This window comes from Variovorax sp. Soil_C_39 (assembly GCF_057656815.1).
The window spans coordinates 496,211-522,052 of record NZ_JBDGJQ010000002.1 but is presented as its reverse complement, the minus strand read 5'-3'; the positions used below and the strand labels follow the sequence as shown (position 1 = coordinate 522,052).

Sequence of the window (25,842 nt, the reverse complement as noted above, 5' to 3'; positions counted from 1 at the left end):
TCGCTGTCGTCGGGTACTTCGCGGTAGAAACCCTTCACGCGCCCTCCTCCCGCGGCTCGCCGGGCGGGCGAAAGGTCATTTCCCAGAAGGCGTTGGGGTTGAACGACAGCACCGCCGTGAGCATGACCGTGAGCGCCATGAAGGCCCAGAGCGCCGGCCCGGCCACCACCGTGGCCATGCTCGAGAGCTTGACGATCGCCACCAGCACGCCGAGCAGGAACACCTCGACCATGCCCCACGGTCGCAGCATCTGCATGGCGCGCACCAGCATCGCGAAACCCGCGGGCCGGCGCTGATGCCGCAGCGGCACAAGCAGGTAGGCCAGGATGCACAGCTGCAGCAGCGGAAAGAGCAGCGTGGTGGCCAGCACCAGCAGCGCCACGATCGACATGCCCTCGCTGCTCAGCACCACCACCGCGCCGGCCAGCGTGGTCTGGCTGCGCAGGCCCTGCAGTTCGATCTCGACGATCGGGAACAGGTTGGCGATGGCGAACATGATCAGGCTTGCGAGCGTCAGCGGCAGGATGCTGCGCTGCAGGTCGCCCGGGTGCCGGTAGAGCTCGGTGCCGCAGCGCGCGCAGCACGACACCTCCCGCCGCGCGAGGCGCGCGCGCTGGAAGACCGCGTCGCAGCCCGGGCACACCACGGTTTCAGGTACTTCCGTCATGGGGTCGTACCCTAACCGATTCAGCCCGCGTGCCCCGTCGTCTTTAACCGCAGAGTGCTGAAAACTGCCGCTGCGCCGGCAAAACAGGCGGCCAGCACCAGCGCCACCACCGGCCCATGGCCGCCGTGCGGGCTCCAGATGCTGAAAACGCCGGCCAGCACCACGGCGCCGAGCGTCTGGCCGGTGAGCCGTGCGGTCCCGAGCATGCCGCTGGCCGCACCGCTTCGGTGCGCGGGCGGCGAGGTCACGATCGTGTGGTTGTTCGGCGACTGGAACAGGCCGAAGCCCAGGCCGCAGACCGCCATGCGCCAGGCGATGTCGACGTTGCCGGGATCCGCGGGCAAGGCGGCCAACAGCGCCAGGCCGAGCGCGAGCAGGCCCAGGCCGATGCCGCCGAGCAGCCCGTCGGGATAGCGCCCGATCAGCCGCCCCGCGAACGGCGCCATGGCCACGATCGCGAGCGGCCAGGCGGTGATCAGCAGGCCGGCCTCGAGGTGGCTGCGGTCATAGGCCTCGAGCAGCAGGAAAGGCAGCGCGATGTAGGCCAGCATCTGGGCGCAGAAGGCGGCCACCGAAGTGCCCATCGACAGCGCGAACACCGGGATGCGCAGCAGGTCGATCGGAAACAGCGGCACCGCGAGCCGGCGCTGCCGCCGCAGGTAGACGAAGCCGACCGCCACGCCGGCCAGCAGGATCGCCCAGGCCGACCAGTGCGCGCCGCCGCCTGCCGCTGCCGGGTCGCGCACGCCGAGCCGGTCGACGCCGAGGAACACCAGCGCGAACATCAGCACGTTGAGCGCCACGTCGATGGGCGAAAAACGCAGCCCGGCCGCCGGCGGCACGCGGTTGAACGGCAGCGACTTCAGGCCCAGCGCGAAGACCAGCACCCCGAGCGGCACGTTGAGCGCGAACAGCCACGGCCACGAGGCCACCGACAGGATCGCCGCCGCCACCGACGGCCCCGCCACCGAGGACGTGGCGACCACCATCGAGTTGATCGCCATGCCGCGACCGAGCAGCGCAGCAGGAAACACCAGCCGCACCAGCGCCGCATTCACGCTCATGATCCCCGCAGCACCGAGGCCCTGGAAGGTGCGCGCCGCGATCAGCGTGGCTAGCGAATTCGCGAACATGGCGCCGACCGAGGCCACGGCAAACACTGCCATGCCCACCAGGTAGACGCGCCGGTAGCCGACCAGGTCGCCGAGCGAGGCCAGCGGCAGCAGCATCACGAGCGTCGCGATCTGGTACGCGTTGACCACCCAGATCGCATGCGAGGCGCTGGTCTGCAGCTCGTGTGCGATGCCCGGCAGCGCGAGGTTGACGATGGTGCCGTCGAGCACCGCCACCATGATGCCGAGGATGATGACCAGCATCGCGTTGCGGCGCGCCGGCTGGGGCAGCCCGTCGACGACCTGCGGCGCCTCGCCGGCCGGTGCTTGCGTGCCTGCGGTGCCCCTCACGCCCCCTGCACCCTGCGTCCGGGCTCGGAGCGCACGCGGCCCAGCGTGAGCCAGGTGAGCACCAGCGAAACGAAGGCGCCGGTCGCCATGCCGGTGACCATCGGCAGCGGCCGTCCGTCGCTGAACAGGCCCACCACGGCCATGGCCAGTGCGCCGGTCAGCATCTGCAGCGTACCGAGCAGCGCCGAGGCCGTGCCGGCGATGGCGCCGTGCATCTCGAGCGCGAGCACCCCGGTGGTCGGGATCACCAGGCCCATGAAGCCCGAGGCGATGAAGTACAGCACGATCAGCACCCAGAGGCTGTCGCCGCCGGCCGCGAAGTAGACGAACATCGCGAGCATGGTGACGCTCGACGCCACCACGCCGAACTTCACCAGCGCCACGAGGCCATGGCGCTCGCCCAGCGGGCCGGTGAGCTGCGAGGCGCCGATGAAGGCCGCCGCATTCACGCCGAAAGCCACGCTGTACATTGCGGGCGAGAGGCCGTAATGGTCGATCATCACGAACGACGAATTGGCCAGGTAGGTGAAGAAGCCCGCCATCGCGAAGCCGCCGATGAACACCAGGCCGAGATAGTGCCGGTCGCGCAGCAGCAGCCAGTACGCGGCAAGCGCGCTGCCAATGCTGCTCTCGACGCGCTGCGACGGCGGCCGTGTTTCCTCGAGCTGCGCGGCCGTCATCGCGAGGCCCGCGACCGCCGCGATCGTCACCGCCCAGAACACGCCGCGCCAGCCTGCGACCGCGATCACCGCGCTGCCCACGAGCGGCGCAAGGATCGGCGAGACGCTGAACACCAGGATCAGCAACGACATGAGCCGCGCGGCGTCGGTGCCGGTGTGCAGGTCGCGCACCACCGCACGCGGAATCGCCATGCCCGCTGCCGCGCCCAGGCCCTGCAGGAGGCGCAGCACGATCAGCGTCTGGATGTCGGTGGCGAGCGCGCAGCCGATGCTCGCCAGCGCGAACAGCGCCAGCCCCGCATAGAGCGGCGGCTTGCGCCCGACCATGTCCGAGACCGGCCCGAACAGCAGTTGGCCCGCGCCGAGCGAGAGGAAGAACGCCGTGAGGCTCATCTGCACCGCACCGATGTCGGCGCCGAGCGTCTGGCCGATGGCCGGCAGCGCCGGCAGGTACATGTCGATGGCGAAGGGGCCGATGGCGGACAGCAGGCCCAGCAGCAGAGCCATCTTGAAGAACGGAGAAGAAGGAGAACGAGAACGCATCGCGGCAATTGTCGCCAAGCGCGGCGATCGCTGCAGGCGTGGGGTCGTCGCCGGCGCGTTCAGCTTTTTTCAGTACAGCGTGGCGCTCAGAACAACGGCAGCGTCCCGTTCGGCGTGGCGCCCTCGATGTCGAGCATCTTCAGCTTGGTCAATGCCCCGCCGCCGGCCGAGAAGCCGCCCGGCCTGTTGCCGGCCGCGAGCACGCGGTGGCACGGCACCACGGGCGCGAACGGGTTGAGGCCCATGGCCTGCCCCACCGCGCGTGAAAGGCCAAGGTCACCGAGCTCGGCCGCGATCTCGCCGTAGGTGCGGGTCTGGCCCGGCGGAATGCGGCGCGCGATCTCGTAGACGCGGCGATGAAAATCCGACACGCCGGCCATGTCGAGTTCGATGTGGCGCAGGTCGTCGTGCGTGCCGTCGAGCAGTGCCTGCACCGCAGCGATGGCGCGCAGTGCGCTCGCGGGCGGCGCGGCCTCGGCCAGCGCGGGAAAGCGCTGCCGCATGCGCCGCCGCGTGGCCTCGGCGCCGGAGTCATCCTGCGGCAATTGCACGCCGACGATCAGCCCGCGCGGTCCCCAAGCGAGGCCGCAGGCGCCGATCGCCGTGTCGAACACGGCAAAGCCCGGCGCGTTCGCGTCGTCGATCGGCAAGGCGGTGTCGTCGATGGCAGCGGTCATGGGCGCCATTCTCCGCCCTCGCGCAGCGGACGCTGGCGCGCGGCCAGCAGCGCCCCTCCCCACAGCACGATCGCCGACGCCACGAGGCCGCGCGCCAGTCCGCCCGGCCCATCGGAGATCCAGCCCGTCACGGTCGGCCCGACGATCTGGCCGAGCGCGAAAACGACCGTGAAGGCGCTGATGCCCTGCGCCCACTGCGCGTGCGGCAGGTTGTGGCGCACCAGCGCGGTGGTCGAAGCCACCACCGACAGGAACACCGCGCCGAACAACAGTCCCGAGGCCAGCGCCACCGGCACCGACGCGCTGAGCACCGGCAGCAGCGTCGCGATGCCGAGCAGCCCGTTGAGCAGCGCCTGCGGCCGCCCGCCGCGGTGGCGCTCCAGAAGCCCGGCCCAGAGCCGCGAGGACGCGATGCAGGCCAGGCCGAGCAAGGCATAGAACAGGGTCACGAACGCGGTGCCCGCACCTTGCTCGCGCAGCAGCGCAATCACGAAGGTCATGTAGCCGATGTAGCCCACGCCGAACATCCCGTAGCCCGCAAGCGCCCAGCCGAAGCGGCGCAGCGTGGCGGCGTCGCTGGCCGAACCCGGATGCGACGCAGCCGCTGCGGGTGCCGCAGGCCGGACCGGCATCGCACGCGCCGCCCAGCCCAGCAGCCCGGTGCCCGCCGCACAGGCCAGCGCCAGCGCCCACCACGCCCAGGCCCAGCCGTGCGGCTGGTCGGCGGCAGCACGCAGCACCTGCGGCACCAAGAGCGCCGACAGCACGATGCCGAAGCCGGTGCCGCCGTAATAAATGCCCAGCAGCAGCCCGCCGCGCGCGGAGCCAGCCTCGCCGAGCCGCGCGGCCATCAGCCCGCCGGCCACGAAGACCCAGGCGCTCGCGATGCCGGCCAAGAGCCGCTGCAGCAGCAGCGCGGGCGCCGCGCTCACGAAGCCGCTGCCCGCCATGAACAGGCTCGTGAGCACGGCCCCCACCATCAGCAGCCGCACCGTGCCGAAGCGGCGCATCAGCGCTGGCGTGGCGAGTGCCCCGAGCAGGTAGCCGATCGCGTTGGCGGTGTTCATGCCGCCCGCCAGCGCATAGGTCCAGCCCAGGTCGTCACGCATCGGCGGCAGCAAGAGCGCATACGAGAAGCGCGCGATGCCCAGCGAGACGGCCGCGCCCATCGAGAGCGCGAACGCGAGCCGCAGCGTGGGCGGGTCGTTCACCCCGCGTCCGGCAGCAGATGCCGCTCCAGCAGCACCGCCACATGCACCGCCTCGCGGGCCGCGCCATCGGCGATCTGGTGCCGGCAGCTCGTGCCGTCGGCCACCACGATGGCCTCGGGCCGCGCGCGGATCGCCGGCAGCAGGCTGGCCTCGGCCATCCGCATCGAGACGTCGATGTGGCGCGCCTCGTAGCCAAAGCTGCCGGCCATGCCGCAGCACGAGCTCTCGATCAGCTCGGGTTCTGCGCCGGGGATGAGCCGCAGCACCTCGAGCACCGGGCTCACCGCGCCGAAGGCCTTCTGGTGACAATGGCCATGCAGCAGGATCGGGGCGGTGGCGGGCGTGAGTGCGAGCTGGAAGCGGCCGGCCTTCAGCTCGCGCGCAATGAACTCCTCGAACAGCAAAGCCTGCTTCGCCACGGTTTCGGCCTTCTTGCCGAAGCCCATCACCAGGGCTTCGTCGCGCAGCGTGAGCAGGCACGAGGGCTCGAGGCCGACGATGGGAACGCCGGCCTCGGCCAGCGGCCTGAGCGCGTCGAGCAGTGCTTCGGCACGGCGCTTGGCCTCGCTCACCATGCCGCTGGCCAGGAAAGTGCGGCCGCAGCAATGGTGCCCGCCGCGCTTCTCGACCGTGTGCAGCGTGTAGCCGGCGGCCTTGAGCACGCGGGCCGCCGCCAGCGCGTTCTCGCTTTCGAAGGTGCCGTTGAAGGTGTCGACGAAGAGCACCGCCGCCCGGCCGCCGTTCGCCTGCACCGACAGCACGGCCTCGCGGCTGGCGAACATGCCGTGCAGGTCGGCCTTGGCGCGCCAGAAGGTGTCGGAGCGCCATTCGGGCAGCGAGCGGCGGGCCGAAAAGCCCAGCAGTTTCTCGCCGAGCCAGGCCGCGCCGGGCACCGTGTTGCGCAGGTTCATGAGCCACGGCACGCGGCTCGCGCGGTGCGCGTAGTCGGGCATGCGGGCCACCAGCCGGTCCTTGAGCGTGTGGCCATGGCGTTGTTTGTAGTGGTCGAGGAACTCGATCTTCATCTTCGCCATGTCGACGCCGGTCGGACAGTCGCGCTTGCAGCCCTTGCAGCCAACGCACAGGTCCATGGTCTCGTGCATCTCCTCGCTGGTAAAGGCGTCGGGTCCGAGCTGGCCCGAGAGCGCGAGCCGCAGCGTGTTGGCGCGGCCGCGCGTCAGATGCTGCTCGTCGCGCGTCACGCGGTAGCTCGGGCACATGGTGCCGGCATCGAACTTGCGGCAATGGCCGTTGTTGTTGCACATCTCCACGGCCTTGGCCAAACCGCCGGTGCTGTCGCCACCGGTGCCGGGCGCGGTGGTTTCCTCGGTCACCGGGTCGGCGTTCACGTTCCAGGCCGACCAGTCGAGCACCGGCTTGAGTTCGATGCGGCGGTAGGGCCTGGGTGCCGTGGGCGGCGCGAAGCGGAACAGCGAACCGTCGTCCATGCGCGGCGGATCGACGATCTTGCCGGGGTTGAAGAGGCCGATCGGGTCGAGCGCCTGCTTGATCGCGCGGAAGGCCTCGTTGATCGCCGGGCCGAACTGCCACTCGATCCATTCGCCGCGGCACAGGCCGTCGCCATGCTCGCCGCTGAAGGCGCCCTTGTACTTGCGCACCAGCGCCGCGGCCTCCTCGGCGATTGCGCGCATCTTGGCGGCGCCATCGACGCGCATGTCGAGGATCGGCCGCACATGCAGCGTGCCGACCGACGCATGCGCATACCAGGTGCCGCGGCTGCCGTGGCGCGCGAACACCTCGGTCAGCGCATCGGTGTATTCGGCCAGGTGCGCGAGCGGCACCGCGCAGTCCTCGATGAAGCTCACCGGCTTGCCGTCGCCCTTGAGGCTCATCATGATGTTGAGGCCGGCCTTGCGCACTTCCCACAGGTTCTTCTGGCGCGCCTCGTCGGGCATCTCGACCACGCTGCCGGGCAGGCCCAGGTCGCCCATGAGCTCGACCAGCCGCGCGAGCTGCGGCAAGAGCGGCGCCTTCTCGGCGCCCGAGAACTCCACCAGCAAAATCGCCGCGGGCCGGCCGATCAGCGCGGTTTCGACCGTGGGCTTGAAGGCCGGGTTGGCAAGGCTCAGCTCGATCATCGTGCGGTCGACCAGCTCGACCGCCGTGGGGCCGAGCTTCACGATGTGCTGGGCCGCGTCCATGGCCGCATGGAAGGTCGGAAAGTTGACGACGCCGAGCACCTTGGCGCGCGGCAGCGGTGCGAGCTGGAGCTTGAGGCTCTTGGTGTAGGCCAGCGTGCCCTCGGCGCCGATCAGCAGGTGCGCGAGATTGACGCTGCCGTCGGCGGTGTAGGGCCGCTCGCTCTGGTTGTCGAAGATGTCGAGGTTGTAGCCCGCCACGCGGCGCATCACCTTGGGCCAGTGCTGCGCCATGGCGTCGTGGTGCTTGCGCGCGAGCCCGTGCACGAATTCGGCAATGCCCGCCGCGCGCGCACCGAGCGTGCGCTGCGGACCGAACTCGACCAGCTCGCCGTTCGACAGCCAGGCGCTCGCGCCCAGCACGTTGTGCACCATGTTGCCGTAGGCGATCGAGCGCGAGCCGCACGAGTTGTTGCCGGCCATGCCGCCCAGCGTGGCCTGCGCGCTGGTCGACACGTCCACCGGATACCAGAGGCCGTGCGGCTTGAGCTGCGCATTCAGGTGGTCGAGCACCAGGCCGGGCTCGACGGTGGCGGTGCCCTCTTCCACGTTCAGCTCGAGCACGCGCCGGAAATGCTTGCTGTTGTCGATCACCAGCGCGGCGCCGGTGGTCTGGCCGCACTGGCTGGTGCCGCCGCCGCGCGCGAGCACCGGCACCTTCAGCTCGCGCGCGATGTCGATCGCGCAGGCGACGTCGGTGTCGTTGGTCGGCACGAACGCGCCGACTGGCGCGATCTGGTAGATCGAGGCGTCGGTGGCGTAGCGGCCGCGCGAGCCGCTGTCGAACAGCACCTCGCCCTGCGTCTCGGCGCGCAGCCGGCGGGCCAGCGCTTCGCAGGTCTCGTTGGGCGGCAGGACGGTTCCGGCTGGCTGCATGTGGCTGGCGGGATCGATGCGCATGAAGGGGGTCTCAGCTTGAAGTGGTTCGTGGATAGATTTCGCCGGCGCGCATGAGCTCGAGCACCGTGTCGCGCTTGCGCATCAGGTGCGAGACCAGCACCCGGCGCATTGCGGCCGCGTCGCGCGCGGCCAGGGCCGCGATCATCTGTTCGTGCTCTTCGACGGCGTGCTTCCACTTCGCGTCATCCTGGTTGGTGCGAAAGCGCAGCGACTGCACGCGGGCATTGATCGAGCGGTAGGTGCCCGCGAGCACCGGGTTGCCGGCGGCCTCGTTGATGGCGGTATGGATGCGCGCGTTGAGCCGGTAGTAGCCCGATAGGTCGCGCCGTGCGAAGCAAGCCATCATTTCGTAGTGCAGCGCACGCACCTCGGCGAGTTCTTCCTCGGTGATGCGCTTGGCCGCGAGCTCGCCCGACATGCCCTCGAGCATCGCGAGCACCTCGAAGGTGTTGAGCACGTCGGCCTCGGTGAGCTTCACCGCCACCGCCCCGCGGTTCGGCAGCAGATCGACCAGCCCCTCGGCCGCGAGCAGCTTGATGGCCTCGCGCAGCGGCGTGCGCGAGACGTGCAGCTGCAGGCAGAGCTCGCGCTCGTTGAGCTTGGCGCCCGGCGCGATGTGGCCTTCGACCAGCATCGTGCGAAGGCGCGAAGCAACCTGGTCGTGCAACGCGAGGCGCGAGATCTCGATGATGTCTGCGGTCATGTGTGTTTCCCTTGAATGCATTTTGAATGCAAAAAACAACAGCAACAAGCCCGACGTTTAAGGGTAAACCACAACGTCAAATCATATTTTGAATGCAAAACTTGCGGCGAAAGGACCGCCCATGCTGCAACTCGACATCCATCCCACCGGCCGCCACTTCCTTCAGATTCCTGGCCCAAGCCCAGTGCCCGACCGCATCCTGCGGGCCATGAGCCTGCCCACCATCGACCACCGCGGCCCCGAGTTCGGCGTGCTCGGCCTGAAGGTGCTGGGCGGCATCCAGCAGATCTTCAAGACCCGGCATCCGGTGGCGATCTATCCCGCCTCGGGCACCGGCGCCTGGGAGGCCGCGCTCTGCAACACGCTGAGCCCGGGCGACCATGTGCTGATGTACGAGACCGGCCACTTCGCATCGCTGTGGCAGAAGATGGCCGCGCGGCTCGGCGTCTCGACCGAGTTCCTCGCCTGGTCGGGCAAGGACGAGCAGTTGCCCACGGCCCCGAGCTGGCGCCGCGGCGTGCAGGCCGAGCTGATCGAGGCGCGCTTGCAGAAGGACACGGAGAAGAAGATCAAGGCCGTCTGCGTGGTGCACAACGAGACCTCCACCGGCGTCACCTCCGACATCGCCGCGGTGCGCCGCGCCATCGATGCGGCGGGCCACCCCGCGCTGCTGATGGTCGACAGCATCTCGGGCCTCGCGAGCGCCGATTTCCGGCACGACGAATGGGGCGTGGACGTGACCGTGAGCGGTTCGCAGAAGGGCCTCATGCTGCCGCCGGGCATCAGCTTCAACGCGCTGTCGCCGCGCGCGCTCGAGGCTTCCAAGACCGCGAAGCTGCCGCGCGCGTTCTGGGCCTGGGACGAGATCGTGGCCATGAACAAGGACGGCTACTGGCCCTACACGCCCAACACCAACCTGCTCTACGGCCTGTCGGAATCACTCGACATGCTGCTTGGCGAAGGGCTCGACAACGTGTTCGCGCGCCACCAGCGCTGGGGCGCCGGCGTGCGCGCGGCAGTCAATGCCTGGGGCCTGCCGATCCAGTGCGCCGACCCGGCCGTGTACTCGCCCGTGCTGACCGGCGTGATCACGCCCGAGGGCGTCGATGCCGATGCGCTGCGCCGGCTGATCCACGAGCGCTTCGACCTGTCGCTCGGCACCGGCCTGGGCAAGCTCAAGGGCCGCATGTTCCGCATGGGCCACCTCGGCGACAGCAACGACCTCACGCTGGTGGCGATGGTCGCGGGCGTCGAGATGGGCATGAAGCTCACCGGCATCCAGCTCGCGGGCAGCGGCGTGCAGGCCGCGATGGACCATTTCGCCAGCCATCCGGCGCCCACCGCCCAGACGATGAAGAAGGCCGCCTAGCGTCGGCGGCGCCACAGGGACCCTGGCCGGCCGCAGCGCATCGCTCGAACGATGCGGCGGCCACCACGCATCGACGACACCCAACCCCCAACGGAGACAAAGATGATGCAGAGACGTTCCCTGATCCAGGTCGCAGGTGCCGCGGCCGCGACGCTCGGCGTGCCGCGGCTTTTTGCGCAGGAGTGGCCTACCGCGCCGGTGCGCATCGTGGTGGGCTTTCCGCCCGGCGGCGGCACCGATGCGCTGGCGCGCGTGGTGGCGCAGAAGCTCGGGACGATGTGGAACCACCAGGTGGTGGTCGAGAACAAGGCGGGCGTGGCCGGCGTGCTGGCGGCCGAGTACGTGTCGCAGCAGCCCAGCGACGGCAGCACGCTGCTCATGGCGCACATCAACAGCCACGCGCTGGCGCCGAGCCTGCAACCCAGGCTGCGCTACAGCGTGGAGCGCGACTTCGTGCCGATCGTGCTGGTCGGGGTCACGCCCAATCTGCTGATCGCGAGTCCGGCGCAGAAGGCGCTCTCGGCCAAGGACATCGTGGCGTTGTGCAAGGCGTCGCCGGGCAACGTGAGCTTCGGCTCGGCGGGCGCGGGCTCGGCGCAGCACCTGGCGCTGGAAATGTTCAAGCTGCAGGCCGGCGTGGATGCGATGCACGTGCCCTACAAGGGCAGCGGGCCATTGCTCGCCGACCTGATGGGCGGACAGATCCAGTACAGCTTCGAGACCATGACCGCGGCCACGCCGCATGTGAAGAGCGGCCGCGTGCTGGCCGTGGCGCAGACGCGCGCCAAGCGCGCCAAGGGCCACCCGAACGTGCCGACGATGCAGGAACAAGGCTTCGCGGGTTTCGAGGCAACCACCTGGTATGGCCTTGCGGGCCCAGGCAAGCTGCCGCAGCATGTGGCCGACAAGGTCAACCGCGACGTCAACACGGTGCTCGCGATGCCTGACGTGCAGGAGAAGCTCGACACCTATGGCGCGGAAGACGGTGGCGGGTCGCAGGACAAGTTCAAGCAGTTCATCTCGACCGAGATCACGAAATGGGCGAAGGTAGTGAAGGACGGGAAGGTTCAGGTGAACACATGAACGCCCCCCGAAGCGCCTGCGGCGCCTCCCCCCACTGGGGGGCGCACCCGGCGGCCCGGCAAAGCCGGTTCCACGGGTGCCTGGGTTAAGAAGCTGAGAAGATCGACGACATGAACCACTCTCCCACTGCCCTCGCCGAGGCGCTCACCAATGCGCGCCGCTCCGACCAGACCCTCGACGCCACGCCCTGGCTCGACACGCTGGAAAACGCCACAGAGGCCTATGAAGTGCAGGACGCCGTCGCCGCAGCGCTCTGGTGGTTCGCCGACGAGGCCGCACCTCGCGCCTGGAAATCGGGCGGCGCCTCGCGCAGCGCGACCCTCACGCATGCGCCGCTGCCACCCGCCGGCGTGCGCACCGCCCCGGCCGATTTCGGCGACATCCACTTCCATGCGCCCGGCATCGAGGCCGAGATCGCGCTGCGCCTCGGCCGCGACGTCACGCCAGCGATGGCCGCCTCGCTCGATGCCGCCGGTGCCACCGCGCTCGTCGATGCCATGGCGGTCTCGGTCGAGATCGTCGATTCGCGCTGGCAGGACCTGGCTGCCACGCCCGCGCTGCTGCGCCTGGCCGATTCGCAGGTGCACGGCGCACTCGCGCTCGGCGAATGGAAGCCCTTCGCCGCCGTCGACTGGGCCTCGCAGCGCTGCGAGACCACCGTCGGCAGTGCCGAACCCGTGGCGCGCCAAGGCACGCATCCCCTCGGCGACCCGGCCTGGCTGCTGCCGGCCTGGCTGCGCCACCTCACGCGCCACGGCCGCACCGTGCCGGCCGGCAGCATCGTCACCACCGGCTCGTGGGTCGGCATCCTGCCGTGCGGTCGCGGCGATCAGGTCACGGTGGCGTTCGACGGCATCGGCGCGCTGCGCCTGAGCGTGTAGCGCCCACCGCCCACGCTCGCATTCGCCACCAGGAAGTCGAGCACCGCACGCACGCGCGCCGGCAGCGTGCCCGCCTTGCCGATGTAGACCGCATGGATCGGCTCGACCTCGCCGGGGTTGAATTCCTCCAGCAGCGGCACGAGCCGGCCCGCTTCGATGTCGTGCTGGACGTGATACAGCGACAACCGCGCCACGCCCGCGCCCGCGATCGCCAGCTGGCGCAGCGTCTCGCCGTCGCCCGCGCGCACCGGGCCGGCCACGGGCAGCGCGATCGCGCGCCCGTCCACGCGCAGCGGCCAGTCGGGTGTGTTGCGCCGGTAGCTCCAGCCCAGGCGGTTGTGCGCCTCGAGCTCCTGCGGCGTGCGCGGCGTGCCATACCTTTCCAGGTAAGCGGGCGCGGCCACGATCGACTGGCTGGTCTCGCCCAGGCGCCGCGCCACCAGGTCGGACGGCGGCAGCTGGCCCCAGCGGATCGCGATGTCGGCGCGCTCGTCCATCAGGTCGACGATGCGGTCGGTGAGCGCGATGTCGAGCGTGATCTGCGGATGCTGCTCGAGCAGGCGCGGCACCAGCGGCACCAGCTTGTGGTGCCCGAAGGACACGCTCGCATTGATGCTCACGCGCCCGCGCGGCGCGGCGCCCGCGGCGGCGCAGCGCTCGGCCTCCTCGAGGTCGGCCAGCACGCGCGTGCTGCGCTCGTAGAAGTGCAGCCCCTCGGGCGTGAGCTGCAGCTTGCGCGTGGAACGATGCACCAGCTGCACCCCGAGGCGCTGCTCGAGCCGCGCCACCAGCTTGCTCACGGCCGAGGGCGTCATGTCGAGCAGCCGCGCGGCGGCCGAGAAGCCGCCGGCCTCGACCACCTGCACGAAAGCTTCCATTTCGCCGGAGCGGTTGACGTCGATGCGAGGCATGGCGGGCTCTTTCTGTGAATTCAGTTCACAAGTGCGTGTAGCAGCGGCATTCTAGTCACAAGCGGGAGATGGCCGCACAGTACGTGCATCATGCCCATCGCCCTTCTCGCCCTCACCGCCGGTGCCTTCGGAATAGGCACCACCGAATTCGTCATCATGGGCCTGCTGCTGCAGGTCTCGAGCGACCTCCACGTCTCCATCACGGCCGCCGGCCTGCTGATCTCGGGCTATGCGCTCGGCGTCGCAGTGGGCGCGCCGCTGCTCACCATCGCCACGCGGCGGCTGCCGCGCAAGACCGTGCTGCTCGCGCTGATGGCGATCTTCACGCTCGGCAACCTGGCCTGTGCGCTGGCGCCGAACTACGAGATGCTCATGGCCGCGCGCGTGGTCACCTCGCTCGCGCACGGCACCTTCTTCGGCGTCGGCGCGGTGGTGGCGACCGGGCTGGTCGCGCCCGAGCGCCGCGCCTCGGCCATCGCGATCATGTTCACCGGCCTCACGGCCGCCATGCTGCTCGGCGTGCCGGCGGGCGCCTGGCTCGGGCTGCACCACGGCTGGCGCGCCACCTTCTGGGCCGTCGCGCTGATCGGCGTGCTGGCCTTCACGGTGCTCGCGCTGTTCGTGCCGCGCGTCAAGGCCGAGGCCGCGCCGGCCAGCGTGCGCGACGAACTCGCGGTGCTCGCGCGCGGCCAGGTGCTGCTCGGGCTTGCGATGACGGTGCTCGGCTATGCGGGCGTGTTCGTCGTGTTCACCTACATCCAGCCGCTGCTGACCCAGGTGACGGGCGTTGCCGAATCGGCCGTGTCGCCGATCCTGCTGGTGTTCGGCGCGGGCCTGGCGGCCGGCAACCTGCTCGGCGGCCGGCTGGCCGACCGGGCGACCATGCCCGCGGTGCTCGGCACGCTGGTGGCGCTGGCCGCGGTGCTCGGTGCGATGCAGTTCGCCATCGGCACGCCGGTCGCCGCGGTGGTGTTCGTCGGCCTGCTCGGCCTCGCCGCGTTCGCCACGGTGGCGCCGATGCAATTGCGCGTGCTCGAAAAGGCCACGGGCGCCGGCCAGAACCTGGCATCGAGCCTCAACATCGCGGCCTTCAACCTCGGCAATGCGCTCGGCGCCTGGATCGGCGGCGTGGTCATCGACCACGGGCCGGGGCTGCGCGCGCTCGGCTGGGTGGCCGCGCTGCTGACGCTCGCGGGGCTGGCGATCGCACTCTGGAGCCGCGCGCTCGACCGCCGCGAGAGCGATGGCACGACGGCGGACTGCGCCTCGGCGCGGGCCTGACGAATCCTTTTCCCTTTTTCTTCTCTCTTCCAACCACTCGAAAGCCAACACCATGGAACAACGTTTTCTCGGCCGCTCGGGCTTCAAGGTGCCCGCACTCGGCTTCGGCGCCGGCACCTTCGGCGGCCAGGGTCCGCTCTTCAGCGCCTGGGGCAACACCGACGTCGAAGGTGCGCGCAGCATCGTCGACCTCGCGCTCGGCGCTGGTGTCACCTTGTTCGACACCGCCGACGTGTATTCGAACGGCGCGTCCGAATCGATCCTCGGCGCGGCGCTCAAGGGGCGGCGCGACAAGGCCATCATCTCGACCAAGCTCTCGCTGCGCGCGGGCGACGGGCCGAACGACGTGGGCGCCTCGCGCCACCATCTGATCGCCGCGACCGAGGCCGCGCTCAAGCGGCTCGGCACCGACTACATCGACATCCTGCAGCTGCACGCCTTCGACGCGATGACGCCGGTCGAGATGGTGCTCGACACGCTCGACGACCTGGTGCGCGTCGGCAAGGTGCGGCTCATCGGCGCCTCGAACTTCTCGGGCTGGCAGCTCATGAAGTCGCTGGCCGCCTCCGACCGGCTCGGGCTGCAGCGCTTCGTGGCCAACCAGACCTACTACTCGCTGATTGGCCGCGACTACGAATTCGAGCTCATGCCGCTGGGCGTCGACCAGGGCCTGGGTGCGATCGTCTGGAGCCCGCTGGGCTGGGGCCGGTTGACGGGCAAGGTCCGCCGCGGCCAGCCGCTGCCCGAAGGCAGCCGCCTGCACGAGACCGCCGGCTTCGCGCCGCCGATCGACGACGAGCGCCTGTACCGCGTGGTCGATGCGATGGACCAGGTGGCCGAGGAAACCGGCAAGACGCTGCCGCAGATCGCGCTCAACTGGCTGCTGCAGCGGCCCACGGTGTCGAGCGTGCTGATCGGCGCGCGCAACGAGGCGCAGCTTGAACAGAACCTCGGCGCGCTCGGCTGGCAGCTCAGCGACGACCAGCGCCGGCGGCTCGACGCGGCGAGCGCGGTGCCGCCGCCCTACCCCTACTACCCGTACTGGAACGGGCAGTTCGCCGAACGCAGCCCGGTGGCGGTGCAGCAGTTGCCGGGCTGAGCGGCTCGGCCCTCAAGCGGCGACGGGCTCCGGCGCCGGCATCGCCGCCGCAGCCGCGAGTTCGTCCACCAGCCGGTCGACCGCGGCTTCGGCCTTGGCGAGCGACTGCGCCAGTTGCTCGCCGCCGAACTCGTCGCATTCGACCGCGGCCTCGTGCATGTCGGTGACGCCGATGTAGCCGAACACCGAACGCACGCTGCTTTCAGTGTGGTTGAGGTGCGCGATGCGCCCGCCGGGGTCGTAGCCGTGGTCGCCGCGCGCGCCCAGCAGGACCATGCGCTTGCCCATGTCCGCGAGCATCGGCCAATACGGCACCGCACCGCGCGCGCGGTCGAAGCCGAAGGTGCGGCCCACGCGCACGATGTTGTCGATCCAGGCCTTGAACTGCGCGGGCACGCTGAAGTTGTACATCGGCAGGCCGACCACGATCAGGTCGGCCGCGACGAGCTGGTCGACGAGCCGATCGCTTTCGGCCAGCACCTCGGCCATCCACGATTCGCGCGCCTCGGGCGGCGTGAAGGCCGCGTGGATCCAGCGCGCATCGACATGCGCGGGCGGATGCTGCCCGACGTCGAGGTAGTCGACACGGTCGCCGGGGCGCACGGCTTGCCAGCGCTCGACGAAGCGTGCGGACAGGCGGCGCGTGTGCGAGCCATGCGGATCGATGCCCGAGCGGCCCGGACGGGCGCTGGCGTCGATGTGGAGGAGGTTCAGGTGGTCGGATTTCATGGATGAGGTTCCTTGGTGCATGGGGCGCTGCCACAATGGCGACGCAGGCCTTGAATCTAGGGACGAAGTCCTTCCGCCACAAACGATCGTTTTTCCACCTATGCAAGAGATCAGCTCACCTGTTCGGCCCGGCCGCCGGTTGCCGCCGCTGCTGTCGCTGCGCGCCTTCGAAGCCGCTGCCGCACACCGGAGTTTCCAGCGCGCCGCGCAGGAGCTGTCGGTCACGCCGTCCGCCATCAGCCACCAGGTGCGCGCGCTCGAAGACTCGCTGGGCCAGCCGCTGTTCCGTCGCCTCACGCGGCAGCTGGTGCTGACGCCCGCCGGCGAACGGCTGTTCGACGACCTGCGCATGGGCTTCGACCTGCTCGAGGCCGGCATCGACAGGCTGCGCCGGCCCGCGGCCTCGCCGGCCGTCACGCTGACCACCAACACCGCGTTCGCGGCGCGCTGGGTGCTGCCGCGCATGGAGGCCTTCCGCAAGGCCTGCCCCGATGTCGAGCTGCGCCTGCACGCGAGCGACAGGCTGGTCGACCTTGCACGCGGCGATGCCGACATCGCGATCCGCTCGGGCCGCGGCAACTGGCCTGGGCTGGTGGCGCGCGAACTCATGCACGAGCGCTACGCGCCGCTGTGCAGCCCGATGCTGAAGCTCCGGCGCGTCGCCGACCTGCCGAAGCACCAGCTCATCCATTGCGACTGGCAGCCGCATGCGCTCGCGCCTGCGGTGTGGCCGCGCTGGTTCCGCGAGGCTGGCATCGCCCCGCCGCGCGGCCGCGCGATGAAGTCGCCGGGCCTGTCGTTCTCCGACGAGACGCATGCCATGCTCGCCGCGCTCGGCGGCCACGGCGTGGCGCTCCTGAGCCTCACGCTCGCCGCCGAAGAGATCGCGAGCGGCGCGCTGGTGCAGCCCTTTGGCCCCGCGCTCGACACCGGGAGCTATTTCCTTGCGGTGGCTGAAGGGCGGGAGAACGAAGCGCCGGTGCGCGCGGTATGGGACTGGATTGCGGCCCAGGCTGCGGAAGGATGAGGCTGGCTGGCGAGACGCGGTGCGCGAGAACAGCGCCAGACGCTATATTCTGGCCGCACCTCGCTTTCGCGAGGCGCGAGAAAGGATGCCCGTGCTACCGTCCGTTGTGCTCGAATTGAAACGAAGTGCGGTGCGCGAAGCGGTCGGCCGCTTCCGCACGGCGAATCCGCGCGTCTTCGGTTCGGTGCTGCATGGCACCGACCAGGAAGGCAGCGACCTCGACCTGTTGGTCGACGCGCTGCCCGGTGCCACATTGCTGGACCTGGGCGATCTGGAGGAAGAGTTGAAATCGATGCTCGGCGTCGACGTCGACTTGCTGACACCCGGCGACCTGCCGCCGAAATTCCGCGCCAAGGTGCTCGCGGAGGCACAGCCAATATGAGCGAGAGCCGCCTGCCCGACTACCTCGATCACATACAACAAGCTGCAGCCGATGCACGCAGCTTTGTACAGGGAATGGCCAAGGACGATTTCCTGACCGACAGACGCACCCAGCAGGCCGTCATCATGAGCCTCATCATCATCGGAGAAGCGGCCACGAAGGTGATGGACAGCCACGCCGAGTTCACCATTGCCCACGCCGAAGTGCCGTGGCGCAGCATGCGCAACATGCGCAATCGCATGGCTCACGGATACTTCGACGTCAATCTCGAGGTGGTCTGGGAGACGGTGCAAAAATGGCTGCCGGCTTTGCTCGAGCAGTTGGCCGCGGTGCGGCAGAAAGCCGGCACCACAGACGGCGACGGCAAAGGCGCGCAGCCGTGACCGACAGGCGCCGCACGTTGATTCGCCCGCCTTTCACCGTTCGCCCCGCCACCGCAGCCGACGCGCACGCGCTCGCCGCGCTGGCAATCCAGGTGTGGCTCGACACCTACGCGACCGACGGTGTGAACGACTTGCTCGGGCGCTATGTGCTCTCGACCTTCACGCCCGCAGCGTTCGCTGCGTGGTCGGAAGCTTCCGATGTCGAACTGCGGGTCGCGCAGGCCAATGGCCATCTCGTGGGCTATGCGCTGCTGCAGTTCGGCGCGGTGCAGCCGCTGGCACCGGCCCGTGAAACCGAACTGCGCACGCTCTACGTGCAGTCGCCGTTCGCTCGCAGCGGTGTCGGGTCGATGCTGCTGCGCGAAGCGCGCAGCGCCGCCCACGAACGCACGGGCAACGACGGCCTGTGGCTCACGGTGAACGTGAAGAACCTGCGCGCCCGCGCGTTCTACGAAAAGCACAGGCTGGCCGTGACGGGGCTGACACAGTTCGTGCTCGGCGACGAGCGGCACGACAACCACGTGATGGCCACGCCGACCCACTGATCAGCCCAGCGGCAGTTCGATGCACGCCGCCAGCGGCACCGCCGTGATGCGCTCGCTGCTGGCCACGACCACGGCCCGCCCCGGTTGCGCGACACGCCGCTCGATCGCCTGCCACAGGCCGTGGATCGAACGCGCGTCGAGCGCGGCGACCGGATCGTCCAGCAGCACCACGGGCCGCCCCGACGCGAGCGCGGCAGCCAGGCCGACCTTGCGACGGGAGCCGGTCGACAGCATGAACATCTGCTTCTCCAGGTGCGGCACGAGCGAGAAGGCCTCGGCAAGGCGCTGCCACTCGGCCTGGTCGAAACCCGCATCGCCCTCGCCCAGCAAGGCCGTGCAGGCCTGCACGCCGAGCGGGTCGAAGGCTTCCGACGCCGGCTCGCAGAAGAAGACCTGGCGCCGGTAGGCCTCGGGTTCGGCGTCGAGTGCCACGCTGTTCACGCACAGTTGACCGGCCGATGCAGGCAGCGCACCCGCCAGCACGCGCAGCAAGGTCGACTTGCCGCTGCCGGTGTCTCCGTAGAGCTGCGTGACGCCATCGCCGACGGCGATTGACCAGCCGTCGGCCAGCGCGGGCTGGTCGGGGTAGGCGAAGTGCAGGTCCTGGATCTGCAGCATGGAAGAAGTCGGGGAAAGTCTCATGGGGAACAGCGGCATCGAAAACGGCATTGAACGCGATTGTGTCGCCGCCGTCGCTCAGCGCACGCCGCCGTCCAGCGGCGACAGCCCCTTCACCCACTCGAACACCGCCGCCACGTTGGGATCGTCGCGCCGCGCCTGCGGGCACACGAGGTAGAACGGCGAGCCCTGCAGCACCGGCCCGAAGGGCTGCACCAGGTTGCCCGCGCGCAGCTCGTCGGCGATGAGTGCCAGGCCCATCAGCGCCACGCCCTGCCCCTGCAGCGCGGCCGAGACGGTGTGGGTTTCGTCGGAGAACACGGGACCGGCCGTCACGTCGAGTCCCGGCACCTGGGCCACCTGCTGCCAGGCGGCCCAGGTGCCCGGCTGGTTCCTGCTGTTCGGAACCGCGAAATGCAGCAGCGTGTGCTTCGCGAGGTCGGCCGGACGGCGCAGCTTGAGCGTCGGGCTGCAGGCCGGCGCGAAGACGGTGTCGAAGAGCTTCTCGGCCACGAGGCCCGGCCACTGGCCCTTGCCGTAGCGGATGGCGACGTCGGCCGTGAGCCCGTCGAGCGGCACCGCATCGTGCGAGGCATGGATGCGCAGGTCGAGCCGCGGGTGCGCCGCGCGCAGCGCACCCACGCGCGGCAGCAGCCAACGCGCGGCGACCGCGGGCGTGGTCGACAAGGTGATCGCGCTGCGCTCCGGCGGCGCCCGCAGCCGCGCCACGGCCTGTGCCATGGCGGCGAACGAATCGCTCAGCACCGCCTGCAGCTCGCGGCCCTGCGGCGTCAGCACCAGCTGGCGCGGCAGGCGGATGAAGAGCGCCACGCCGAGTGACTCTTCGAGCTGCCGCACCTGATGGCTGATGGCCGTGGGCGTGACCGAGAGCTCGTTCGCGGCGAGCTTGGCGCTGCAGTGCCGCGCGGCAGCCTCGAAGGCGCGCAGCGAAGCCAGGGGCGGGAGTGAGTGCAGTCGGTTCATGGATGAATTGATTTTTTAGCAGCGCAAATAAATCGTCGTTTGTCGCGCTTTTTATGCTTGGATAAATTGCAAAGCATGTCAAGAGACAGCTGAATTTCCTTCATCCACCTAGACCGGAGAACCACCATGACCACCACCCTGCTCCACATCGACGCCAGCGCCCGTCCCGGGCGTTGGGGCACCCACCTGCACGGCTCGCATTCGCGCCGGCTCGGCCACCACTTCGTGAGCGCATGGCGCGCGGCACGCCCGGACGACGAAGTGATCTACCGCGACATCGGCGCCGCGCCGCCCGCGAGCATCACGGGCGAATGGATCGCCGCGGGCTACACGCCGGCGGACCAGCGCGAACCATGGATGCATGCGGTGCTGGTGGAAAGCGATGTGCTCATCGACGAGATCCGCCGTGCGGACGTGCTGGTGATCGGCGTGCCGATGTACAACTTCGGCATGCCGGCGCCGCTCAAGTCATGGATCGACAACGTGGTGCGCATCGGCGCCACCTTCGACTACGACCGCGAGCGCGAGAACCCGTACGTGCCGCTGCTGGCCGAGCGCCACCGCCGCACGGTGCTGTTGACATCGTGCGGCAGCAGCGGCTACGGCCCGGGCGGCTGGCAGGCGCACCGCGATCTGCTGACGCCCGGCATCGCGAGCCCGCTCGCGCTGCTCGGGCTCACCGAGGTCCACAGCGTGGCGATCGAGCATGCCGAGGACCGCGACGAGGAGCTTGCGCGCTCGATGAACGCAGCGCTCACGCGCATCGAGACGCTGGTGAGCACGCTGCAGGCGCCGTGACGTGACGCGCGCTCAGCCCGCGCGCAACTGCTCGCGCAGCTTTTGCCCGATCTCGGGCCGCTCGAGGAAGGGATCGGCGGGGTTGGTGATCGACACGATGTTCTCCATGCGGCTCTTCACGTTGCCGAGCGCCTTGGGATGGCTGAACACGTAGAACTGGTTGGCGCTGATGGCGTCGAACACCTTTGCCGCCACCTCGGCCGCGCTGATCTTGCCGCTGCTCACGGCCTTGTTGCTCATGGCCTGGCCGATGAGCTGGCTCTTGGTGAGCTCGCTCTCCTTGGGCGCGTTGGGACGGTTGCGCTCGCTCGTCGTGATGCCGGTGGGCACGAAGTACGGGCACAGCAGGCTGGCGCCGATCTGGTCGGTCACGAGGTTCAGGTCCTGGTAGAGCGTCTCGGTCAGGCTCACCACGGCGGCCTTGGCGGCGTTGTAGATGCCCATGTTGGGCGGCGTGAGCAGGCCGGCCATGCTGGCGGTGTTGGTGATGTGGCCGCGCCAGGCCGGGTCTTTGGCGGCGGCTTCGAGCATCATGGGCGTGAACAGGCGCACGCCGTGTATCACGCCCCAGAGATCGACGCCGAGCACCCATTCCCAGTCGGCCACGGTGTTCTCCCACACCAGGCCACCCGCGCCCACGCCGGCATTGTTGAAGACGAAATGCGGCGCGCCGAAGCGCTCTTTCACGGCGGCGGCCAGGGCCTCCATCTGGGCGGCGTCCGAGACGTCGACCTTGCGCGCGAGCACCTGCGCGCCGGCAGCCTCGGCCTCGGCGCGGGCCTTGTCGAGCGCGTCCTGCTGCACGTCGACCAAGACGAGGTTCATGCCGCGTGCGGCGCCGATGCGTGCGCATTCGAGCCCGAAGCCCGATCCCGCACCGGTGAGAACGGCGGTCTTGCCCTTGAAGTCCTGAATCATTGCCGGTGTCCTTCTTGCGTTGAATGTCTCTGAAGCTGGAGGCGCTATTGAAATACGGAACGCGCACCGGCGCAGTCACGAAGGTGCCCGCGGATGTCCCTCGCTGCGCTTCAGGCCTCGGCCTTCTTCAGCACATAGCCGATGCGCGGAAAGTGCACATGCACCGTGCCGACGCGCTCGCTGCTGCGCGCGAGCGTGTAGTGCGTGCGCGTGGCCGCCACCAGCGTGCCCGGGGTTTCCTCGAGGCCGAAGCTCTCGGCGCGCACGGTGACGGCGCTGCCGAGCGGAATGCCATGGTCGTCCTGGAAGGTGCTGTCGGTCAGCAGCGTGTGCGGCACTGCCGCCTTGGCCGCGGCGATGGCCTCGTCGGCGGTGGACTTCTCGGGCGCGCCATGGCCGATGGCGGCCATGCGGTCCATCCAGTCGACCACCGCGGGCGTCAGGTCGAGGATGCCGCGCACCGCGTCGATGCGCCGGGTGTACCAGAGCGGGTGGTAGGCCGAGAAATCGGCGATGCACGGAACCTCGCCGAGCAGAAAGGGCTTGTCGTCGAACATGTCCGACAGGCGGCGCAGGTACGACTTGTAGGCGCTGGTGGCATCGGCCGGGCGCAGCCGCGTCATGTTGCCGGCGCTCATCTTGCCGCGGTCTTCGCCGAAGGCCTTGGCCGCTTCGGGCGGCGCCTTGGCGAACACCTCGGCCACGCCGCGGGGCTGCATGTTCCAGGCCATCGCGGCCCAGAACAGCGTGCTGTCGGCCCACTGCGCGAGGATGCGCGACATGCCCTTCTCGGGCTCCGGGTAGAGCGATGGCTCGGGCTGCAGATGCTCGAGCACGTCGGCGATGAGCGCGGTGTCGCAGTACATGTCGGCGCCGATCTGCAGGAACGGCGTCTTGCGGTAGCCGCCGGTGAGCGTCTCCACCTCGGGCTTGGGCATGATGGCCGGGATCAGCACCGATTTCCACGGCAGCTTCTTGGCCCCGAGGATGAGCCGGACCTTCTCGGAGAACGGCGAGGTGTTGTAGTGGTGCAGGATGAGTTCGGCCATCGGGGTTCCTTGTGTGCGGTCGAGCCGCGGGTGTCGAAATGGGGTGCGGAGGGTGCGCTCAGCGCGGACGCGCGCGCGCGATGATCGCGTCGAAATCGGTGCCCGTGCCCAGCATGCCGAAGGCATGGCCCCAGTCGCCGCCGAGCCGCGAGGCGCAGAACGCCGCAGCCACGGCGCCCGGCGCGGTCTGCACCAGCAGCGCAGCCTGCACCGCCAGCGCCACGTCCTGTGCCAGGCGGCGCGCCTCGGTCTCGGAGGCCATGGCCTCGATGCGCGCGGGCAGCGCGTCGGCCAGGCGGTCGAGTGCGCCCTGCTGGCCGCGCGCGGGCGCGAGTTCGGCGGCCAGCGCCGCCACCGCATCGCCCTTGCGCAGGCCGCGCAGCAGGTCGAGCGCCATGATGTTGCCGGCGCCCTCCCAGATCGAATTGAGCGGCATCTCGCGGTAGATGCGCGCCATGGTGCCCTGGCCACCCTCTTCCACATAGCCGTTGCCGCCAAGGCATTCCATCGCCTCCTGCGCCAGGTGGCTGCCACGCTTGCAGATCCAGAACTTGGCGACCGGCGTAAGCAGCCGCGCCATCAGGCGCTCGTGCTCGTCGTGCTGCCGGTCGAAGGCGCGCGCGAGGCGCAGCGCGAGCGCGGTGGCGGCCTCGCTCTCGAGCGCCAGGTCGGCCAGCACGTTCTTCATGAGCGGCTGGGCGATCAGCGGCTTGCCGAAGGCGCTGCGCTGCACCGTGTGGTCGATGGCGAGCGCCACAGCCTGCCGCATGAGCCCGCTGGTGCCGAGCGCGCAGTCGAGCCGGGTCATGGTGCCCATCTCGAGGATCTGCGGAATGCCGCGGCCCTCTTCGCCCACGAGCCAGGCGATGGCGCCGTGGAACTCGACCTCGGAACTCGCATTGGCCTTGTTGCCGAGCTTGTCCTTCAGGCGCTGGATGTGCAGCGCATTGCGGCTGCCGTCGGGCAGCACGCGCGGCAGGAAGAAGCAGCTCAGGCCGGCCGGCGCTTGCGCGAGCACCAGGAAGGCATCGCACATCGGCGCCGAGAAGAACCACTTGTGGCCCGTGATGCTGTAGCGCTCGCCCCAGGCGTCGCTGCCGTCGCGCGCCGCCTGCGTGGTGTTGGCCCGCACGTCCGAGCCGCCCTGCTTCTCGGTCATGCCCATGCCCATGGTGACGCCGGGCTTGTCATTAAGGCGCTTGAGCGCGGGGTCGTAGTGCAGGCTGGTCAGCTTGGGCCCCCAGTCGGCGTACACCGCCGCATTGCCGCGCAACGCGGGCGTGGCGGCATAGCTCATCGAGATCGGGCACAGGATCGACGGCTCCAGCTCGGTGAAGAGCATGAAGCCCGCTGCGCGCAACACATGCGGCGAGGCCGTCGGCCCGGGCGCGTCGCCCCACGGCACGCCGTGCAGGCCCGCGCCCACCGCGGCGGTCATCAGCGCGTGGTAGCTCGGATGGAACTCGACCTCGTCGACGCGCCGGCCCTGGCGGTCGTGCGTGTGCAGCGCGGGCGTGTGCGTGTTGGCGAGCCGCGCATGCGCCTGCATGCCGGCGGTGCCGAGACTGGCGCCCAGCGCCTGCAAGGGCGCCACGTCGAGCTTCGGCGCGTTGAACTTCAGCGCATCGCGCAGGGGCCGGTGGGTTTCGAAGAGGTTGTAGCCCGTGAGCGGTTCAGGTTGGTTGAACACCTCGTGCGTCATTTCCATCAGCGGCCTCCTTGCCGTGCGTTCATTCAGTGCATGTCAGATCAGCTTCACCAGTTGCTTGCCGAAATTCTTGCCCTTGAGCAAACCCAGGAAGGCATCGGGGGCGGACTCGATGCCCACGGCCACCGACTCGCGCGGCCGGAGCTTGCCGCTCGCGACGAGGCCGCCGAGTTCGGCCAGCGCCTCGGGCCAGACCTCCATGTGCTCGCTCACGATGAAGCCTTCGATCTTGAGGCGGTTGATGAGGATCAGCGACGGGTTCGCGAGCGGCAGCGGCTGGCCGTCGTAGCCCGCGATCATTCCGCACAGCGCCACGCGCGCGAAGGCGTTGGTGCGCAGCAGCACGGCATCGAAGATGTAGCCGCCGACGTTCTCGAAGTAGCCGTCGATGCCGTCGGGGCAGGCTTCCTTGAGCGCGGCGCCCATGCTCTTGACGTCGGGGTGCTGGCGGTAGTCGATGCATGCGTCGAAGCCCAGCTCGTCGGTCACGTACTTGCACTTGTCCGGGCCGCCGGCGATGCCGACCACGCGGCAGCCGCGCGCCTTGGCGAGCGCACCGAACGCGCTGCCGACGGCGCCGCTGGCAGCGGTGACCACCAGCGTGTCGCCGGCCTTGGGCGCAATGATCTTCACCAGGCCGTACCAGGCGGTGACGCCCGGCATGCCGACGGCCCCCAGGTAATGCGACAGCGGCACCTGCGTGGTGTCGACCTTCTTGAGCGCACCGGGCTGCGAGGCGTCGACCACGCTGTATTCCTGCCAGCCGCCGAAGCCGACGACCTTGTCGCCCACGGCAAACTTGGGATGCCGGCTCTCGACCACCTCGCCGGCAGCACCGCCCTGCATGACCTGGCCGAGCGGCTGCGGCTGGGCATAGCTCTTGGCATCGTTCATGCGCCCGCGCATGTAGGGGTCGAGGCTCATGTAGTGGTGGCGCACGAGCACCTGGTTCTCTGCCAGCGGCGGGGTTTCGGCGGTCACGAGCTTGAAGTTGCTCGCGACGGCTTCACCCTCGGGGCGGTTGTCGAGATGGATCTGCTTGTTCGTGGGCATGGGAAGGGTCTCCGTGGTATC

Annotated in this window: 25 protein-coding genes; 10 read left to right on the top strand and 15 right to left on the bottom strand. The window is 69.7% G+C overall.

Annotated features, from left to right (window positions below; translation table 11 throughout):
* Positions 1-34 precede the first annotated feature (34 nt).
* The 7 genes from AC3A6J_RS06460 to AC3A6J_RS06430 form a co-directional block, all read right to left on the bottom strand.
* Positions 35-667, bottom strand: coding sequence for a paraquat-inducible protein A (locus AC3A6J_RS06460; RefSeq protein ID WP_487859079.1), 633 nt, complete (start codon positions 665-667; stop codon positions 35-37).
* A gap of 20 nt (positions 668-687) precedes the next feature.
* Entirely contained in the window at positions 688-2,043 is a 1,356-nt protein-coding gene (locus AC3A6J_RS06455; protein WP_487859350.1) for an MFS transporter, read from the bottom strand.
* Between the two features lie 83 nt (positions 2,044-2,126).
* Positions 2,127-3,317 (bottom strand): multidrug effflux MFS transporter, encoded by a 1,191-nt coding sequence (locus AC3A6J_RS06450; protein ID WP_487859349.1) that lies wholly within the window; start codon positions 3,315-3,317, stop codon positions 2,127-2,129.
* 122 nt (positions 3,318-3,439) lie between these two features.
* Complete coding sequence (locus AC3A6J_RS06445) at positions 3,440-4,030, bottom strand: methylated-DNA--[protein]-cysteine S-methyltransferase (protein ID WP_487859078.1); 591 nt, start codon at positions 4,028-4,030, stop codon at positions 3,440-3,442.
* A complete protein-coding gene (locus AC3A6J_RS06440) occupies positions 4,027-5,199 on the bottom strand; it encodes a YbfB/YjiJ family MFS transporter (RefSeq protein WP_487859348.1) in 1,173 nt (390 codons plus the stop codon). Before AC3A6J_RS06440 ends, AC3A6J_RS06445 begins: the two co-directional genes overlap by 4 nt.
* 38 nt (positions 5,200-5,237) lie before the next feature.
* The gene (locus AC3A6J_RS06435) at positions 5,238-8,300 is read right to left on the bottom strand and encodes an FAD-binding and (Fe-S)-binding domain-containing protein (RefSeq protein ID WP_487859077.1); all 3,063 of its coding nucleotides are present in this window, start codon (positions 8,298-8,300) and stop codon (positions 5,238-5,240) included.
* Between the two features lie 10 nt (positions 8,301-8,310).
* Positions 8,311-9,003 carry a GntR family transcriptional regulator gene (locus AC3A6J_RS06430; RefSeq protein WP_487859076.1) on the bottom strand — a complete coding sequence of 231 codons (693 nt, stop codon included), beginning with the start codon at positions 9,001-9,003 and terminating at the stop codon, positions 8,311-8,313.
* Between the two features lie 121 nt (positions 9,004-9,124).
* Here AC3A6J_RS06430 and AC3A6J_RS06425 point away from each other — a divergent pair, with 121 nt between their 5' ends.
* The 3 genes from AC3A6J_RS06425 (at position 9,125) to AC3A6J_RS06415 (ending at position 12,336) form a co-directional block, all read left to right on the top strand.
* The gene (locus AC3A6J_RS06425) at positions 9,125-10,372 is read left to right on the top strand and encodes a pyridoxal-phosphate-dependent aminotransferase family protein (RefSeq protein ID WP_487859075.1); all 1,248 of its coding nucleotides are present in this window, start codon (positions 9,125-9,127) and stop codon (positions 10,370-10,372) included.
* Between the two features lie 105 nt (positions 10,373-10,477).
* Positions 10,478-11,455: a Bug family tripartite tricarboxylate transporter substrate binding protein gene (locus tag AC3A6J_RS06420; protein WP_487859074.1), complete on the top strand. Its 978-nt coding sequence runs from the start codon at positions 10,478-10,480 to the stop codon at positions 11,453-11,455.
* Positions 11,456-11,565: 110 nt separating this feature from the next.
* Positions 11,566-12,336 carry a fumarylacetoacetate hydrolase family protein gene (locus tag AC3A6J_RS06415; RefSeq protein ID WP_487859073.1) on the top strand — a complete coding sequence of 257 codons (771 nt, stop codon included), beginning with the start codon at positions 11,566-11,568 and terminating at the stop codon, positions 12,334-12,336.
* Here AC3A6J_RS06415 and AC3A6J_RS06410 read toward each other — a convergent pair.
* Positions 12,285-13,247 carry a LysR family transcriptional regulator gene (locus AC3A6J_RS06410; protein ID WP_487859072.1) on the bottom strand — a complete coding sequence of 321 codons (963 nt, stop codon included), beginning with the start codon at positions 13,245-13,247 and terminating at the stop codon, positions 12,285-12,287. The two genes, AC3A6J_RS06415 and AC3A6J_RS06410, sit on opposite strands and share 52 nt — an antisense overlap.
* A gap of 90 nt (positions 13,248-13,337) precedes the next feature.
* Here AC3A6J_RS06410 and AC3A6J_RS06405 point away from each other — a divergent pair, with 90 nt between their 5' ends.
* Complete coding sequence (locus tag AC3A6J_RS06405; RefSeq protein WP_487859071.1) at positions 13,338-14,528, top strand: MFS transporter; 1,191 nt, start codon at positions 13,338-13,340, stop codon at positions 14,526-14,528.
* A 52-nt stretch (positions 14,529-14,580) separates the two neighbouring features.
* Complete coding sequence (locus AC3A6J_RS06400; protein WP_487859070.1) at positions 14,581-15,627, top strand: aldo/keto reductase; 1,047 nt, start codon at positions 14,581-14,583, stop codon at positions 15,625-15,627.
* 12 nt (positions 15,628-15,639) lie between these two features.
* Here the strand turns inward: AC3A6J_RS06400 and AC3A6J_RS06395 are convergent, their stop codons facing one another.
* Entirely contained in the window at positions 15,640-16,356 is a 717-nt protein-coding gene (locus AC3A6J_RS06395; RefSeq protein ID WP_487859069.1) for an FMN-dependent NADH-azoreductase, read from the bottom strand.
* Between the two features lie 100 nt (positions 16,357-16,456).
* On the opposite strand from AC3A6J_RS06395, the gene AC3A6J_RS06390 reads away from it, so the two are divergent.
* From AC3A6J_RS06390 to AC3A6J_RS06375, 4 genes are all read left to right on the top strand, one after another.
* Complete coding sequence (locus AC3A6J_RS06390; RefSeq protein ID WP_487859068.1) at positions 16,457-17,383, top strand: LysR substrate-binding domain-containing protein; 927 nt, start codon at positions 16,457-16,459, stop codon at positions 17,381-17,383.
* 91 nt (positions 17,384-17,474) lie between these two features.
* The gene (locus AC3A6J_RS06385; RefSeq protein ID WP_487859347.1) at positions 17,475-17,765 is read left to right on the top strand and encodes a nucleotidyltransferase family protein; all 291 of its coding nucleotides are present in this window, start codon (positions 17,475-17,477) and stop codon (positions 17,763-17,765) included.
* On the top strand, positions 17,762-18,148 hold the full coding sequence (locus AC3A6J_RS06380; RefSeq protein ID WP_487859067.1) for a HepT-like ribonuclease domain-containing protein: 387 nt from the start codon (positions 17,762-17,764) through the stop codon (positions 18,146-18,148). The genes AC3A6J_RS06385 and AC3A6J_RS06380 overlap by 4 nt, the downstream gene beginning before the upstream one ends.
* Positions 18,145-18,693 carry a GNAT family N-acetyltransferase gene (locus tag AC3A6J_RS06375; RefSeq protein ID WP_487859066.1) on the top strand — a complete coding sequence of 183 codons (549 nt, stop codon included), beginning with the start codon at positions 18,145-18,147 and terminating at the stop codon, positions 18,691-18,693. Before AC3A6J_RS06380 ends, AC3A6J_RS06375 begins: the two co-directional genes overlap by 4 nt.
* Here the strand turns inward: AC3A6J_RS06375 and AC3A6J_RS06370 are convergent, their stop codons facing one another.
* Both AC3A6J_RS06370 and AC3A6J_RS06365 read right to left on the bottom strand, forming a co-directional pair.
* Positions 18,694-19,335, bottom strand: a complete 642-nt coding sequence (locus tag AC3A6J_RS06370) for an ABC transporter ATP-binding protein (protein ID WP_487859065.1) — start codon at positions 19,333-19,335, stop codon at positions 18,694-18,696.
* Between the two features lie 54 nt (positions 19,336-19,389).
* Positions 19,390-20,295, bottom strand: coding sequence for a LysR substrate-binding domain-containing protein (locus tag AC3A6J_RS06365; RefSeq protein ID WP_487859064.1), 906 nt, complete (start codon positions 20,293-20,295; stop codon positions 19,390-19,392).
* 126 nt (positions 20,296-20,421) lie between these two features.
* On the opposite strand from AC3A6J_RS06365, the gene AC3A6J_RS06360 reads away from it, so the two are divergent.
* The gene (locus AC3A6J_RS06360) at positions 20,422-21,093 is read left to right on the top strand and encodes an FMN-dependent NADH-azoreductase (RefSeq protein ID WP_487859063.1); all 672 of its coding nucleotides are present in this window, start codon (positions 20,422-20,424) and stop codon (positions 21,091-21,093) included.
* A gap of 12 nt (positions 21,094-21,105) precedes the next feature.
* On the opposite strand, the gene AC3A6J_RS06355 is transcribed toward AC3A6J_RS06360, so the two are convergent.
* From AC3A6J_RS06355 to AC3A6J_RS06340, 4 genes are all read right to left on the bottom strand, one after another.
* On the bottom strand, positions 21,106-22,011 hold the full coding sequence (locus AC3A6J_RS06355; protein WP_487859062.1) for an SDR family oxidoreductase: 906 nt from the start codon (positions 22,009-22,011) through the stop codon (positions 21,106-21,108).
* A 110-nt stretch (positions 22,012-22,121) separates the two neighbouring features.
* Positions 22,122-23,060: a glutathione S-transferase family protein gene (locus AC3A6J_RS06350; RefSeq protein WP_487859061.1), complete on the bottom strand. Its 939-nt coding sequence runs from the start codon at positions 23,058-23,060 to the stop codon at positions 22,122-22,124.
* 58 nt (positions 23,061-23,118) lie between these two features.
* Positions 23,119-24,768, bottom strand: coding sequence for an isovaleryl-CoA dehydrogenase (locus tag AC3A6J_RS06345; RefSeq protein ID WP_487859060.1), 1,650 nt, complete (start codon positions 24,766-24,768; stop codon positions 23,119-23,121).
* Positions 24,769-24,804: 36 nt separating this feature from the next.
* The gene (locus tag AC3A6J_RS06340; protein WP_487859059.1) at positions 24,805-25,821 is read right to left on the bottom strand and encodes an NADP-dependent oxidoreductase; all 1,017 of its coding nucleotides are present in this window, start codon (positions 25,819-25,821) and stop codon (positions 24,805-24,807) included.
* Positions 25,822-25,842: the final 21 nt, after the last annotated feature.

Bases quoted from the DNA above. Each gene is read 5' to 3' on its own strand.
- AC3A6J_RS06390 (WP_487859068.1), top strand. From the start codon at position 16,457: ATGCAAGAGATCAGCTCACCTGTTCGGCCCGGCCGCCGGTTGCCGCCG.
- AC3A6J_RS06360 (WP_487859063.1), top strand. From the start codon at position 20,422: ATGACCACCACCCTGCTCCACATCGACGCCAGCGCCCGTCCCGGGCGT.
- AC3A6J_RS06420 (WP_487859074.1), top strand. From the start codon at position 10,478: ATGCAGAGACGTTCCCTGATCCAGGTCGCAGGTGCCGCGGCCGCGACG.
- AC3A6J_RS06455 (WP_487859350.1), bottom strand. From the start codon at position 2,043: ATGCTGGTCATCATCCTCGGCATCATGGTGGCGGTGCTCGACGGCACC.
- AC3A6J_RS06340 (WP_487859059.1), bottom strand. From the start codon at position 25,821: ATGCCCACGAACAAGCAGATCCATCTCGACAACCGCCCCGAGGGTGAA.
- AC3A6J_RS06370 (WP_487859065.1), bottom strand. From the start codon at position 19,335: ATGAGACTTTCCCCGACTTCTTCCATGCTGCAGATCCAGGACCTGCAC.
- AC3A6J_RS06380 (WP_487859067.1), top strand. From the start codon at position 17,762: ATGAGCGAGAGCCGCCTGCCCGACTACCTCGATCACATACAACAAGCT.
- AC3A6J_RS06440 (WP_487859348.1), bottom strand. From the start codon at position 5,199: ATGGGCGCGGCCGTCTCGCTGGGCATCGCGCGCTTCTCGTATGCGCTC.
- AC3A6J_RS06405 (WP_487859071.1), top strand. From the start codon at position 13,338: ATGCCCATCGCCCTTCTCGCCCTCACCGCCGGTGCCTTCGGAATAGGC.
- AC3A6J_RS06400 (WP_487859070.1), top strand. From the start codon at position 14,581: ATGGAACAACGTTTTCTCGGCCGCTCGGGCTTCAAGGTGCCCGCACTC.
- AC3A6J_RS06355 (WP_487859062.1), bottom strand. From the start codon at position 22,011: ATGATTCAGGACTTCAAGGGCAAGACCGCCGTTCTCACCGGTGCGGGA.
- AC3A6J_RS06415 (WP_487859073.1), top strand. From the start codon at position 11,566: ATGAACCACTCTCCCACTGCCCTCGCCGAGGCGCTCACCAATGCGCGC.
- AC3A6J_RS06345 (WP_487859060.1), bottom strand. From the start codon at position 24,768: ATGGAAATGACGCACGAGGTGTTCAACCAACCTGAACCGCTCACGGGC.
- AC3A6J_RS06395 (WP_487859069.1), bottom strand. From the start codon at position 16,356: ATGAAATCCGACCACCTGAACCTCCTCCACATCGACGCCAGCGCCCGT.
- AC3A6J_RS06425 (WP_487859075.1), top strand. From the start codon at position 9,125: ATGCTGCAACTCGACATCCATCCCACCGGCCGCCACTTCCTTCAGATT.
- AC3A6J_RS06435 (WP_487859077.1), bottom strand. From the start codon at position 8,300: ATGCGCATCGATCCCGCCAGCCACATGCAGCCAGCCGGAACCGTCCTG.
- AC3A6J_RS06460 (WP_487859079.1), bottom strand. From the start codon at position 667: ATGACGGAAGTACCTGAAACCGTGGTGTGCCCGGGCTGCGACGCGGTC.
- AC3A6J_RS06445 (WP_487859078.1), bottom strand. From the start codon at position 4,030: ATGACCGCTGCCATCGACGACACCGCCTTGCCGATCGACGACGCGAAC.
- AC3A6J_RS06350 (WP_487859061.1), bottom strand. From the start codon at position 23,060: ATGGCCGAACTCATCCTGCACCACTACAACACCTCGCCGTTCTCCGAG.
- AC3A6J_RS06430 (WP_487859076.1), bottom strand. From the start codon at position 9,003: ATGACCGCAGACATCATCGAGATCTCGCGCCTCGCGTTGCACGACCAG.
- AC3A6J_RS06450 (WP_487859349.1), bottom strand. From the start codon at position 3,317: ATGGCTCTGCTGCTGGGCCTGCTGTCCGCCATCGGCCCCTTCGCCATC.
- AC3A6J_RS06365 (WP_487859064.1), bottom strand. From the start codon at position 20,295: ATGAACCGACTGCACTCACTCCCGCCCCTGGCTTCGCTGCGCGCCTTC.
- AC3A6J_RS06410 (WP_487859072.1), bottom strand. From the start codon at position 13,247: ATGCCTCGCATCGACGTCAACCGCTCCGGCGAAATGGAAGCTTTCGTG.